Source organism: Gordonia sp. NPDC003950 (assembly GCF_053605205.1).
Window position 1 is genome coordinate 144,145 of the sequence record NZ_JBSGIT010000010.1, and the last position, 13,460, is coordinate 157,604.

The window sequence follows — 13,460 nt, forward strand, 5'->3', positions numbered from 1 at the left end:
GAACAGGAGGCACCGGGTGGACTTTGCCCTCGACGCGGAAGCGGTCGCGGTCGGTGACGTCGCCGACGACGTACTTTCCCGGCACGAGACCCGCTGGGAGACGAAGTTCGGGCGTGGACTGCGCGCTGGTGACCAGAACGGCGTCGGCGGGCTCGACGACGGGCTGTGGGCCGAGATGGCCGATGCCGGACTCAACGTGCTCGCACTCCCCGAATCACTGGGTGGCGACGATCTCGGGGTCACCGCCGTGGCCCCGCTGCTCCGCCGGCTCGGCGCGGCGGCGGCCGTCGTGCCCGTCCTCGGCTCGGTGACCTCGGCGCTCGTGTTGGGTGCCGTCGACCCCGAAACCGCCGACGGCCCGCGACGGCGGTGGGCCGGAACGCTGGCCGAGGGTGCCTGGCATGCGGTCGCGCTGGGGGAACCGGGTGACGCGCTCACCTCCACCCCGCAGACCACCGTCCGTGACGGCCACCTCGTCGGTGTGAAATCCGGTGTGCTGCATGCCGAGGGCTCGACCGCGCTGCTCGTCGGCACCGACATCGGGGTTCTTGCCGTGCGATCGGATGCGCCGGGGATCAGCATGCGGCGCACCCCGTCGTCGAGCGGTTGGGGTGAGTACACGATCCGATTCGACGATGTTCCCGTCGCCGATGCCGACGTACTCACCGCCGACCTCGGCATCCTGCGCGACCTCTACCGAATGTCCTTGTGTACCTACGCCGATGGACTGGTGGCCGGAGCGACCACGCTTACCGCGCGGCACGTCACCGAACGCGAACAGTTCGGCAAGCCGATCGCGCTGTTCCAGGCGGTGGGCCAGCAACTCGCCGACATCTACGTCGTCGGCCGAGCCCTGTCGTTGTCGGCGGCGGCGGCGGTGTGGCGACTATCCGAAGGGCTGGACGCCGAACACGATCTGGGTATCGGAACGTACTGGATGGCCGCCGAGGTGCCCGCGACGCTGCGCACCATGACCCACCTGCACGGCGGCATCGGTGTCGACGTCACCTACCCGCTGCACCGGTACTTCTCGATCGCCAAGGATCTCGCCCGACTCGTCGGTGGCACCGAGGCCCGCCTCGACGAGCTGGCCGGACTGTCGGAATCGGTAGGAGCGCACTGATGTTCATCGATCTCACTCCCGATCAGCGGGCGTTGAAGGCGCAGGTGCGCGAGTACTTCGCCGACCTCATCAGCCCCGAGGATGCGACGACGATGCTCACCGAACGGCATGGGCCGACCTACCGCAAGATCGTGCGGCAGATGGGGGTTGACGGCTGGCTCGGCGTCGGCTGGCCGAAGGAGTTCGGCGGCAAGGGTTTCGGTGAGATCGAGCAACAGATCTTCACCAACGAGGCCGTCCGCGCCGATGTCCCGCTGCCGGCGGTCACCTTGCAGACCGTCGGTCCGACGCTCCAGGCCCACGGCACGGTCGAGCAGAAGGATCGCTTCCTGCCCAAGATCCTCTCCGGCGAAGTGCATTTCGCCATCGGCTACACCGAGCCCGACGCGGGGACCGACCTCGCCTCGCTGACCACGAGCGCCGTCCGCGAGGGCGATGAGTACATCGTCAACGGGCAGAAGATCTTCACCACCGGCGGACACGACGCGGACTTCATCTGGCTGGCCGTGCGCACCGATCGGCACGCCCCCAAGCACAAGGGCATCTCGATCCTCATCGTCGACACCCGTGACCCGGGATACTCCTGGACGCCGATCATCACCGCCGACGGCGCGCACCACGTGAACGCCACCTACTACAGCGATGTGCGGGTGCCCCTGTCGATGCGGGTGGGTGAGGAGGGCGACGGCTGGAAGCTGATCACCACCCAGCTCAATCACGAACGGGTGATGCTCGGTCCGGCCGGCCGGATCGATGGCCTCGCGGCGCGGGTGCGTGCCTGGGCTGCACGCCCCGGACCGGACGGCACGGTGATCGCCAAACATCCCGACGTGCGCCGGGCGCTCGCGGAGATCGACGCCTACGCGCGCATCAACGAGTTGCTCAACTGGCAGGTGGCCTCCACCGGCGAAGCCATCTCCATGGCCGACGCCGCGGCCACCAAGGTCTTCGCCACCGAACGACTTCAGAAAGTGGGGCGGATGATCGACGAGATCATCGGCCGCTACGGCGATTTCACCGATCCGCAGACTGCCGAGTTGGTGGACTGGCTCGACGTGCAGCAGAAACGCAACGTGGTCATCACCTTCGGGGGCGGCGTCAACGAGGTGATGCGTGACATGATCGGCACCGCCGGACTCGGATTGCCGAGGGCCAAACGATGACCGGATCGCAGACCCTGATCGATGCCATCGAGTCGGCCGCCCGGCAGATCAAGGACGACGGCCCCAGCGCACCGGTGACGGGCCGGGACCCGGTGAATCAGCCGATGATCAACAACTGGGTCGAGGCGATCGGCGACACCAACCCCATCTACACCGATGCCGCCTCCGCGCGGGCCGCCGGGCATCCGGGAGTCGTCGCCCCGCCGGCGATGGCGCAGGTGTGGACGATGCGTGGCCTCCACGGTTCGCGGGCCGCCGACGATCCGCTCGGCCGCGCCACCGAGCTCTTCGACGAGGCCGGCTACACCTCCGTCGTCGCCACCAACTGCGACACCACCTATCACCGCTACATCGAGGTCGGTGAGCAGGTAGCGATCTCCGCCGAACTCGTCGACGTCGTCGGTCCCAAGAACACCGCGCTGGGCGAGGGGTGGTTCTTCACCACCCGCAACACCTGGTCGGTGGGCGACGAGGTGGTCGCCGAGATGGATTTCCGGATCCTGAAGTTCCGGCCGCCCGGCGCGGGAGCCGCCGAGCCGCCCGCCGAGCCGCCCGCCGAGCCGCCGGCCGGCGCCTCGTTCGACGATCTCGATCCATCGACGATGTTGCGGCCCGGTGTTTCCCGGGACACCGCGTTCTTCTGGGAGGGCGTCGCCGCCCACGAGTTGCGCATCCAGGCCGACGAGGACGGCACGTTGCGTCACCCGCCGATACCGGCGACGTGGAAGCCACGCGATGCCGACGGCATCGTGCCGGCCACCGACTACGTGGTCGCGAGTGGCCGCGGCACCGTCTTCAGCTACGTCGTGCACCGTGCCCCCAAGGTGCCCGGACGGGGGCTGCCGTTCGTGGTCGCCCTCGTCGAACTCGAGGAGGGTGTGCGGATGCTCGGTGAGCTACGAGATGTCGACCCGGAGCAAGTGCACATCGGAATGCCGGTCGAGGCAACCTATCTCGACTTTCCGGCCGACGACGATGCCGGTACACCGGCGTGGACACTGTATGCCTGGAAGCCGCGTCTCTCGGAGGTGACCGCATGACCCTCGAGGCGGTACCGACCGTCGAGGTCGGTCAGACGTTGCCCGCGTTGACCATTGAGGCGACACCGACATTCGTGGTGGCGACGGCGTTGGCCACGCGTGACTTTCAGGACGTGCATCACGATCGGGATCTGGCGCAGGCCAAGGGCTCGAAGGACATCTTCGTCAACATCCTCACAGACACCGGCCTCGTGGAGAGGTTCGTCACCGACTGGGCCGGACCGTCGGCGCGCGTGCGTTCGATCAGACTGAAACTCGGTGTGCCGTGGTACGCCTACGATTCGGTGACGTTCACCGGCGAGGTCACCGCGCGTGACGGGGATGAGGTCACGGTGTCGGTGGTGGGAGCGAATTCGCTGGGCAAGCACGTGATCTCGACGGTGGTCGTCGGACTCGGTCACGCGGTCGGCGGCAACAGGGCGGGGAAGAACTGATGGGAACCCTCTCCGGGGCGGCCGCGATCGTCGGTATCGGGGCCACCGAGTTCTCCAAGGACTCCGGGCGCAGTGAACTGCGACTGGCCGCCGAGGCGGTCTCCGCGGCCATCGCCGACGCCGGCCTCACCCCGGCAGACGTCGACGGTCTCGTGTCGTTCACGATGGACACCAACGCCGAGATCGCGGTGGCGCGTGCGGTGGGAATCGGTGAGATGACGTACTTCTCGCGTATCCACTATGGCGGCGGTGCGGCGTGTGCCACCGTCCAGCAGGCCGCGATGGCCGTGGCCACCGGCGTCGCCGACGTCGTCGTCGCCTACCGGGCGTTCAACGAACGGTCGGGACTGCGGTTCGGACAGGTGAATTCGGCCGTCGCAAACCAGGAGAACTCGTCGGGTACCGACAATGCCTTCTCCTACCCGCACGGACTGTCGACTCCGGCGGCCTTCGTCGCGATGGTGGCGCAGCGGTACATGCACGACTACGGCGCCAACAGTGAGGATTTCGGCCGGGTGGCTGTCGTCGATCGCAAGCATGCCGCGGTCAATCCGAACGCCTTCTTCTTCGGTAAGCCGATCACCCTGCAAGATCACCAGAAGTCGCGCTATATCGCCGAGCCGCTCCATCTGCTCGACTGCTGTCAGGAGTCCGATGGTGGCGTCGCCATTGTCGTGGCCTCGGCCGAGCGTGCGAAGGACCTGCCGCATCCGCCGGCGGTGATCGTGGGTGCGGCCGCCGGGAGTGCCGACGACCAGTTCATCATGACCAGCTACTACCGCGATGACCTCGCCGCGCTGCCCGAGATGGGCCTCGTGGGGCGGCAACTGTGGAAGCAGTCCGGGCTGCGGCCGGACGACATGGACGTCGGGATTCTCTACGATCACTTCACCCCGTACACGCTGATGCAGTTGGAGGAGTTGGGATTCTGTGGTCGGGGAGAGGCGAAGGACTTCGTCGCGGAACCGGGTGCGCTCGAGGTCGGCGGTCGTCTGCCGTTGAACACGCACGGTGGGCAGCTCGGTGAGGCCTACATCCACGGGATGAACGGCATTGCCGAGGGCGTGCGCCAGATCCGCGGGACCTCGGTCAATCAGGTAAACGATGCGCAACGCGTCATCGTCACCGCCGGGACGGGAGTCCCCACCAGCGGTCTGGTGCTTGCCGCGCAATGACATTCGGGTACGGACAATCATCAGCCCAAAGGAGTTCGACAGTGACCACGCAGGACGCGCCCCACAAGTTCAACCTCGCCGACGTGTTCGAGACCGTCGCCGACTCGGTGCCCGAACGCATCGCACTGAGCTACGACGGACGGCAGATCAGCTACGCCGAACTCGACCGACTTGCCACGAGGGTCGCGCATCTGCTGCGGGACAACGGAATCGACGCAAGTGATCAGGTGGCACTGTTCCTCAAGAACAGTGTGGAGCACGTGACGAGCCTGCTGGGACTGCTCAAGATCCGAGCGGTGCCGGTCAACGTCAACTACCGCTATACCAACGCCGAGTTGCGTTATATCTTCGACAATTCGGACTCGCGGGGGATCATCGTCGAGCTCCCCGAACATCAGCGTAGCGTCGCGGCGCTGCTCGGCGACTTGCCGCTGGTGCGTACCGTTTTCGTCATCGGCCCGATCGAGACGGAGCTGACCGAGGCGGCCGCCGCGCTTCCCGACGGCCGGGAGGTTGCGGTGGTGTCCTTCGCCGACGAGGAGAACGCCTCCGAGGAACGCGATTTCGAGCCACGTACCGGCGACGAACTGTATCTTCTCTACACCGGCGGCACCACCGGCTATCCGAAGGGTGTCATGTGGCGTCACGACGACTTCTTCCGCAAGCCGATCTCCGGCGGCAACCCGTACGGTGAGGCTCGCAAGGATCTCGCCGAACTGGGAACTGCTGTCCAGGAATTCGGGTCGATCGCCTTCAACATCGCCGCGCCACTCATGCACGGCGCGGCGTCGTACTCGCTGTTCACCTTCCTCACCCTGGGTGGGCGGCTGGTCTTGATGCGCGACTTCGACCCGGCGGCGATCGTGGCGGGCATCGAGGACGAGGGAATCCAGATCATTCTCATCGTCGGTGATGCGATGGGTATGCCGCTCGCGGAAGAGATGGAACGCCGCAAGGGCGAGGTCGACTACTCGACCCTGTTCTCGGTGACCTCCGGCGGTGCCATCTGGTCGCATCACAATCGGGAGCGGTTCGCCGCCATCAAGCCGGATCTCGTCCTGCGCGACAACTTCGGTGCGTCCGAATCGGGCAATGACGGCGAGATCCTGATGGACGACAACGGGAATCTCCGGGTGCCGCCGACCGACAAGATGATGGTGGTCGACGAGCGGCATCGTCAGATCGAGCCGGGCTCCGGCGATGTCGGCTACATCGCGCGTATCGGCAATGTGCCACTCGGGTACTACAAGGATGAGGAGAAGAGCGCCCGAACCTTCCCGACCTTGCCCGACGGTCGTCGGATCTCGATCCTCGGTGACATGGGCACCGTCGAGGCCGATGGTTCCATCGTCTTCCTGGGCCGTGGTTCCCAATGCATCAACACCGGCGGCGAGAAGGTGTACGCGGAGGAGGTGGAAGCGGTACTCCACGCGCATCCGGCCATCGGCGACGCACTGGTGGTCCCGGTGCCCGACGAACGCTACGGGCAGCGCGTGGCCGCGGTGGCCCGCGTCGCCGACGGTGCCCCCGAACCGAGCCTCGAAGAGATACAGGCACATTGCCGCGAATCGCTTGCCGGCTACAAGGTTCCGCGTACCGTCGTCTTCGTCGACGAGGTCAAGCGCACGCCCGCAGGCAAGGCCGACTACCGGTGGGCGAAGAACACCGCGGCCACCGCGGGCGCGGAGCCGGCCCCGGCCTGACCCGGGAACGTTGACGGCGCTCTCTCACCCGTTGACAGCGCTCTCGTACACGTTGACAGCGCCTGAGCTGACGAACCCCGGCGCTGTCAACGGAACGGAAAGCGCTGTCAGTGCGGTCGAGAGCGCTGTCAACGCAGCGCGCCAGAGCGCGCACGCCCAGCGGATCACACCCGGTCAGCCGACCTGCAGCCCCACCCACAGGGCGACGACGGCGGCGATCAGGGTGGGTGGGACGGTGAGCGCGCCCAGCAGGAGGTAGCGCCGTGTCGGCGGAGGAGTGGTGTTGCGGCGCATCACGTCGCGCCACAACAGATTTGCGAGCGAACCGAAGTAGGCGAGATTCGGGCCGATATTGACGCCGAGGAGCATGGCGAGCGCAAGGCCCGGCTCGTGCGCGACGAGCGGGATGAGCAGCAGCGTGGCGGGCAGATTGTTGAGCAGATTGGCCACCACCGCAGCGAGCGCCGCGACGGTGAGCAGTGCGAGGATACCGTCGCCGGACGGGATGAGTGTCGTGATCGCATCCCCGATGGGACCCAGGCGAATAGGCAGAATGATGATGCCCAATGCCGCGACGAATGCCAGGAACGGCACATTCAGCGCGCGGCCGGCGCGGATCACCGTCGGCAGCGGGGCGCGTCGCAGGGGCGCGACAAGCATCACCGCCGCACCGATCGCTGCCACCACCGACAAGGGCACGCCCAGTGGTTCGGCCACCACGAAACCGAGGAGCAGCGCGCCGAGGAGCAGCAGGGTCACCACCGGAGCCGGCCGGCTCGGAGCCGGGTGCGGATCGGGATCGCGCGCTTCTTGTTCCCGGACCACCCGCAGGTCGTCGGCGAAAAACCAACGGAACAGCACATATTCGACGACGATGGCCACAATCCACGGCCCGGCCATCAACCCGGCGAAGCCGAGAAAACCGAGTCCGGTCGCCGAAAACGCCAGCAGATTGGTCAGATTCGACACAGGTAGCAGAGTGGACGCGCTGTTGGCCAGGTGTGCCGTGGCCGCGCCCGCCGGTGCGACCTTCGCCCCGATGCGACGCGCGGTGGCGACGGCGACCGGTGTCAGCAGCACGATGGTGGTATCGATGGACAGCACCGCGGTGGTCACTGCCGCGGCGACGAACACCAGTCCGAGCAGACGTTGCGGTGACCCTCGACTGACCCGCGCGAGAACCGAACCGATCCAGGCGAATACGCCTTCCTGGGCGCACACCTCGGCGACGACGAACATGGCCGCGAGGAAGCCGATGGTGGGTCCGATGAACGAGAGTTCGTCCCCGGCTTGCGACCACGAGACCACACCCAGCACGACCAGCACGACGGCGGCGGGGACCGCCACCACGGCCGGACTCATCCGGCGCGCCGATACGGCAACGCCGACCACACCGAACAGGCAGCAGGCAGCCAGGATGGTGCCCAGGACACTCTGGGAATCGAGCACGACGAGAGCCTAGTTGAATCAGACGGAATCGGACTCGGACGCCACGGGGTCATTCGAGTCGCGGCCGTCGGCAGCAGGCTCGTTCGCGGTCGGCCCGCTCGCTGCGTTGTCGTTCGAAACAGGGTCGTCGTCGGACTCACCGGACCAGCCGAATTCGTTGACCCCGGACTCGGGTTGACCGTCGTGATGGAGTGCGACCACACGACGCGGGGCGAGGAATCCCAGCGCCACGCCACCGACCACCAGCACGATCCCCAACACCAGACACGCCATGTTCATCGGTTCGATGAACGCGTCTTTCGCGCCCTGCAGGATCCGGGCACCGAGTTCTCCGGGCAGTCTGGAGGCGACCTCGGTGGCCTCGGCGAGTGACCGGGAGATCCGTTCGCCGGCTTCGGCGGCGGCCTGTGGCTGTCCGGCGGCGGTGAGCTGATCACGCGCCAGTGCTGCGGTCGACCCGATGCGATCCGAATAGCCCGCCGCCAGCAGGCTTCCCGAGATGGCGATGCCGATGGCGGCGCCGATCTCGCGAGCGGTGTCGTTCACCGCCGAACCCACGCCCTGATTGTCCAGCGGGGTGTTGGACATGATGGCCGTCGTCGACGGTGCGGTCGCCAGGCCGATACCCACGGAGGTGCAGAACAGCATCGCCGCCAGCACCCAGTACGTGTCGTAGTCGATGGTGCCGATGAGGATGAAGCCGAGCCCGGAGATCAGAATTCCGCCGGCCAAGACGAAGCGCAGCGAATGATAGCGCACCGCAAGCCAATTGCCGATGAGTGCGAAGATGCTCACTCCGGCCACCATGGGCATCAGGGCGAAGGCCGACTGGAGCGGGGTGTAGCCGAACACCAGCTGCAGTCGTTGCAGCAGAAGGTAGAACGCGCCGAAGGAGGCGAAGAATTGCAATGCCACCGACAATGCGCCGGAACCGAAGGCGCGGTTGGTGAACAGCCGGACGTTGAGGAGCTGGCGTGACCCGCGCAGCTCGATGAGGCAGAACACTGCGACGAGGACGATGCCGCCGATCAACGTGATCAGGACGAGCGCGTCATCCCAGCCACGATGGGGTGCCTCGAGCAATCCGAACACGATGCCGGTGACCGCCAGGATCGAGACCAGCGTGCCCAGATAGTCGAACGGTTTCGGCTCGGAGTCCTTGGAGGTGCCGATCGTCAGGCACACCAGCGCGGTGAGCACCGCCGACGCCGCGAACGTGATGAAGATCGAATGCCACGAGAAGAACTTCAGCAGGACCCCGGACACCAGGAATCCGGCGATGGCGCCGGCGCCGGCGACGGCGGCCCAGATGCTGATGCCGATGCTGCGTTTGTCCTCCGGCACGCCCGAGGTGATCAACGACAACGTCGTCGGCATGATGAACGCGGCGCCGGCACCGGCCACACATCGGGTGATGATCAGTTGGGTCGGATCGGTGGTCCAGATGGCCGCGAGGGAACCGATCGCGAACACGATCAGACCCGCGATCAGCAATTCGCGCCGGCCCAGGCGGTCGCCGATGGCGCCGGCGGGCAGCAGGAGCGCGGCCAGAGCCAGGGTGTATCCGTCGGCGATCCACGTCATCTGTCCGGTGTCGGCGTTGATGTCGATGGCGATGTCGGCGAGGGCCGTGTTGAGGGCGGCCATGGCGGCCACGACCATGCTGACGGCCGCGCATGAGATCAGGATGAGCCATGCCGATCGCAGATCGATGGAGGTGAATCGGCGCATCGTCACGCCCTTCCTGTGGATTTTCCGGGGCTCAGCTGTGTGACGCACGCGACACGCTGGCCCGAAGACGCGACATCAAATGCAACGTGTGACACATTAATCACTGAAGTCACACACACGGGGATCGTGACCACACCTCGGTACCGGCCCCGGCCAACTGAAAGTGGGACATCATGGCCGCACCGGTCAACACTTCCCGATCCGCCGATACCCCGCGCCTGCACGTGTGGCGCGTTCTCGCGATGCTCGCGGCGCTGGTCGCGGTCGTCTGCATGCTCGTCCTCATCGTGACGACCGCAGCCTGACCGCGCGGGCGCTGATCGCGACAGTCCTGTCCGCGACAGCGCTGACTGCGACGGCGCGGCATGGCCGCGCCGCCGACCCGCGTTGCGAGTCGACGCGGCGCGACCGTCGATCATGCGACGTTGCGTTCCACCGCGGCACCCACCGCGGGTAGGGCGTCGCTGACGTATCCCTTCGCCTTGCCCCGCAGCGACTTGTACGCCTTGACCAGCGGCGCCTTGGCCGACTCGACCTGATCATCGGTGACGGCGAGCAGTGCTTCAGTCGCGGCGTCGGCGTTGGCGGCGAGGTGATCGCCGAATGCCGTTCCGGCGGGCTTCGAATCCCAGAACGGCGTCAGCGCGTTGACGAAGTCCGGCAGCATCAGATCGGTGGCCTTGCGCACGATCCCGGGCTTGACCTTCTGTGCGGCGGCGTACGCGGCCTTGACGGCAGCCCCACCGATGCCCTTCTGAGCCGAAACCTGCGAGTCGATCACCCCCACCAGGTCGTCGACGGCGGCCGATCGGTTGGTGTCGAGCAAGGACTGCAGCGAATCGCTCATCAATTCTCCTCAAGGATGGGACGGGTCTTCCTTGAGCAGAATAGACGCCCGGCGTCGTCCGTATGGTCAGTGCGATATCGAAGGTGGACAGGCCCCGTCATCGGACCGCCGATCGCCCCACATCAGGCCGGTGAAGCGGGTTTCGCCGACGTGATGGCCACGTTGCCCAATGCCACGTTTCCCAATGCCACGTTGCCCAATGCTGGAGCGCCGTCGCGGTCGACGACCGATGCGGAGATCAGCAAGCGGCCGGAGTCCTCCCAGACCGCGATGTCGAGCGTCTCGCCGGGGAAGACGACCCCGGCGAAGGTGGCCGAATAGTCGCTCACCGCGGTGACGTCGCCGTCGAGGAGGGCGTCGACGACGGTCCGGCACACCGTCCCGTAGGTACACAATCCGTGCAGGATCGGCCGCGGGAAGCCCGCCCGGGCGGCGAACGCCGGATCCGAGTGCAACGGATTGCGGTCGCCGCACAACCGGTACAGCAGTGCCTGATTGGGCAACGTCGGCGCGGTCAGCCGGTGATCGGGTTCGCGGTCGGGGTAGGTGAGTTTCGTCGACGTCCCGCGATCGCCACCGAAGCCGCCCTCGCCCTTGGCGAAGATCGACGACCGCTCGGTCCACAGGTCGTTGCCGTCGGAGTCGGTGGTGACCTTCTCGGTGATGATCACCGCCGCCGATCCCTTGTCCTGGATCTCGGCGATCCGCGCCCGGGTGGTGGCCTTGCCGTCGGCGGGGATCGGGCGGTGCGCGATCACCTGCTGACTTCCGTGCACCACCTTCGCCAGATCGATGTCGATGCCCGGGAACCTGACCTTCGGTGCCTCGATGGCGTGAAACGACGCCGCGACGGTGGCGAACGTCGGCAGCACCTTGGGGGCGACGTCGTCGACGTAGGCCAGCCCGGCGGTGTCCATCGGGTCGGCGGCGGCACCGACGGCCAGGTGATAGAGGGCGATGTCGGAGGCCGACCACGAGAAGCTGGTCTCGGGCAGTTCGGCGCCCAGGGCGACGGACAGATCGATGGGCATCGTATCTCCTTACTTTCCAGCGCAATCGAGTGCGGCGAGGTATCCGAAGACCATGGCCGGTCCGATGGTGGCGCCGGGACCGGCGTAGGTGTGGCCCATCACCGGTGCGCTGGTGTTGCCCGCGGCGTACAGGCCGTCGATCACCGAGCCGTCGGCGCGTAGCGCCCGGCCGTTCGCGTCGGTGTCGATGCCGCCCTTGGTGCCGAGGTCGCCGGGGACCATCTTGACCGCGTAGAACGGCCCCTTCTCGACCGCTCCGAGGCTGGGGTTGGGTTTGTTGGTGATGTCTCCGTAGTAGTGGTCGTATCCGCTTGTGCCGCGGCCGAAGTCCTCGTCGACGCCGCGGCGGGCGAATCCGTTGAAGCGGTCGGTGGTGGCGCGCAACGAGTCGGCGGGCACACCCATCTGCTCGGCGAGTGCCTCGATGGAGTCGGCCTTGACGACCACCCCGGAGGTGAACCACTTCTTGGGCAGCGGTTGTCGTGCGTTGACTCCGGCGAACAGGTAGCGGTTGCGGCATTTCTGGTCGAAGACCAGCCACGCCGGGACGTTCTCGCCTGCGCCGTCGCCCTGACCGAACTCGCCGCCGTACATGTGGTGGACGGCCTCGACGTAGGGCAGTGACTCGTTCATGAAGCGTTGTCCGCGTTCGTTGACCATGAAGGTGCCGGGTACCGCGCGCTCGGAGAGCGCGAACCACGGCCCGCGGGGCAGGGGAATGGTTGGGCCCCACCAAGAGTCGTCCATCAGCGACACCGCCGCGCCGATCTTGAGACCGGCGTTGATGCCGTCGCCGGTGTTGGTCGGCGCACCGGTGGTCCACTCGGACCCGATCGGATCGCGCTGGTACTTCCTGCGCATCTCGGCGTTGTGCTCGAAACCGCCGCACGCCAGGATCACGCCCCGCTCGGCGCGCAGTTCGACCCGGGAGCCCTCGTGCTCGGCGATCACCCCGACCACCCGGTCGTTCTCCGTCACCAGATCGACCAGGCCGGTCGAGAGACGCAGTGGCACACCGGCCTTGCGGACGCCGAGAAGCAACTCGGCGGCCAGCGCGGCGCCCATCGCGATGAGCTTCTTGCCGCGCGAGCGGGCCCAGAAGAACCGGCTGCCGACCTTGGCCATCCGCACCGGGCCCCGCCAATGCCGCAGGCCGGTGTTGAGCCAGCGGTAATCAGACTGCAGCACAACCATGTTCAGTGGAGCCTTGGTGTACTGCGGATGCAGCGTCTTCAGATCGTCACCGAGCGCACGGGCGTCGAAGGGCCGGGGTTCGACGCTGCGTCCGCCGATCCGTCCGCCCGGCGCCTCCGGGTAGTAGTCGGAGTAGTTCTTGACCCACTCGAGGTCCAACGGCGCGTGCGCCATCAGGAAGTCCAGCGCCTCGGGGCCGCGATCGATGTAGGCGTCGATCTTCTCCGCAGGGGCGTGCTCACCGATGATGGCGTGCACGTACTCGCGTGCCTTGGCCGTGGTGTCGTCCACGCCGTCGCGCTTGAGCACGGAGTTGTTCGGAATCCAGACACCTCCGCCCGACCGGGACGTCGACCCGCCCCAGTAGGCCGACTTCTCGATGATGACGGTCCGCAGGCCCTGCGCGGCGGCGGTGATGGCCGCGGACAATCCGGCCGCGCCGGCGCCGACGACGATGACGTCGTAGGTCTCTGGGTCTGTCTTGGCCGTGTCGGTCATGGATGTCCCTTCGTGCGCCGCGGTGCAACGTGTTCTATCCACAAATTAGAACACGTTGCAGATTTCCTGCGC

General features: G+C 66.8%; 12 protein-coding genes. 7 read left to right on the top strand and 5 right to left on the bottom strand.

The window, feature by feature from the left end:
- Positions 1-16 precede the first annotated feature (16 nt).
- Genes ACWETB_RS11220 through ACWETB_RS11245 form a run of 6 tightly spaced genes read left to right on the top strand, consistent with a single transcriptional unit; the run spans position 17 to position 6,638 of the window.
- Complete coding sequence (locus ACWETB_RS11220) at positions 17-1,123, top strand: acyl-CoA dehydrogenase family protein (protein ID WP_452211134.1); 1,107 nt, start codon at positions 17-19, stop codon at positions 1,121-1,123.
- Entirely contained in the window at positions 1,123-2,286 is a 1,164-nt protein-coding gene (locus ACWETB_RS11225; RefSeq protein ID WP_449742085.1) for an acyl-CoA dehydrogenase family protein, read from the top strand. The genes ACWETB_RS11220 and ACWETB_RS11225 overlap by 1 nt, the downstream gene beginning before the upstream one ends.
- Entirely contained in the window at positions 2,283-3,326 is a 1,044-nt protein-coding gene (locus ACWETB_RS11230) for a bifunctional MaoC family dehydratase N-terminal/OB-fold nucleic acid binding domain-containing protein (protein ID WP_452211136.1), read from the top strand. The genes ACWETB_RS11225 and ACWETB_RS11230 overlap by 4 nt, the downstream gene beginning before the upstream one ends.
- The gene (locus ACWETB_RS11235) at positions 3,323-3,760 is read left to right on the top strand and encodes a MaoC family dehydratase (protein ID WP_452211138.1); all 438 of its coding nucleotides are present in this window, start codon (positions 3,323-3,325) and stop codon (positions 3,758-3,760) included. Before ACWETB_RS11230 ends, ACWETB_RS11235 begins: the two co-directional genes overlap by 4 nt.
- Positions 3,760-4,935: a lipid-transfer protein gene (locus ACWETB_RS11240; RefSeq protein ID WP_452211140.1), complete on the top strand. Its 1,176-nt coding sequence runs from the start codon at positions 3,760-3,762 to the stop codon at positions 4,933-4,935. The genes ACWETB_RS11235 and ACWETB_RS11240 overlap by 1 nt, the downstream gene beginning before the upstream one ends.
- 41 nt (positions 4,936-4,976) lie before the next feature.
- Positions 4,977-6,638 (top strand): AMP-binding protein, encoded by a 1,662-nt coding sequence (locus ACWETB_RS11245; protein ID WP_452211142.1) that lies wholly within the window; start codon positions 4,977-4,979, stop codon positions 6,636-6,638.
- A gap of 174 nt (positions 6,639-6,812) precedes the next feature.
- Here the strand turns inward: ACWETB_RS11245 and ACWETB_RS11250 are convergent, their stop codons facing one another.
- Positions 6,813-8,087, bottom strand: coding sequence for an SLC13 family permease (locus ACWETB_RS11250; protein ID WP_452211144.1), 1,275 nt, complete (start codon positions 8,085-8,087; stop codon positions 6,813-6,815).
- An 18-nt stretch (positions 8,088-8,105) separates the two neighbouring features.
- A complete protein-coding gene (locus tag ACWETB_RS11255; protein ID WP_452211201.1) occupies positions 8,106-9,818 on the bottom strand; it encodes an MFS transporter in 1,713 nt (570 codons plus the stop codon).
- Positions 9,819-9,991: 173 nt separating this feature from the next.
- Between ACWETB_RS11255 and ACWETB_RS11260 the strand changes: the two genes are divergently transcribed.
- Entirely contained in the window at positions 9,992-10,123 is a 132-nt protein-coding gene (locus ACWETB_RS11260) for a hypothetical protein (protein ID WP_348804702.1), read from the top strand.
- 110 nt (positions 10,124-10,233) lie between these two features.
- On the opposite strand, the gene ACWETB_RS11265 is transcribed toward ACWETB_RS11260, so the two are convergent.
- From ACWETB_RS11265 to kstD, 3 genes are all read right to left on the bottom strand, one after another.
- Positions 10,234-10,665, bottom strand: a complete 432-nt coding sequence (locus tag ACWETB_RS11265) for a DUF6918 family protein (protein WP_348804703.1) — start codon at positions 10,663-10,665, stop codon at positions 10,234-10,236.
- 122 nt (positions 10,666-10,787) lie between these two features.
- A complete protein-coding gene (locus ACWETB_RS11270) occupies positions 10,788-11,696 on the bottom strand; it encodes a MaoC/PaaZ C-terminal domain-containing protein (RefSeq protein WP_452211147.1) in 909 nt (302 codons plus the stop codon).
- 9 nt (positions 11,697-11,705) lie between these two features.
- On the bottom strand, positions 11,706-13,388 hold the full coding sequence (gene kstD / locus ACWETB_RS11275; RefSeq protein WP_348804705.1) for a 3-oxosteroid 1-dehydrogenase: 1,683 nt from the start codon (positions 13,386-13,388) through the stop codon (positions 11,706-11,708).
- Positions 13,389-13,460 lie beyond the last annotated feature (72 nt).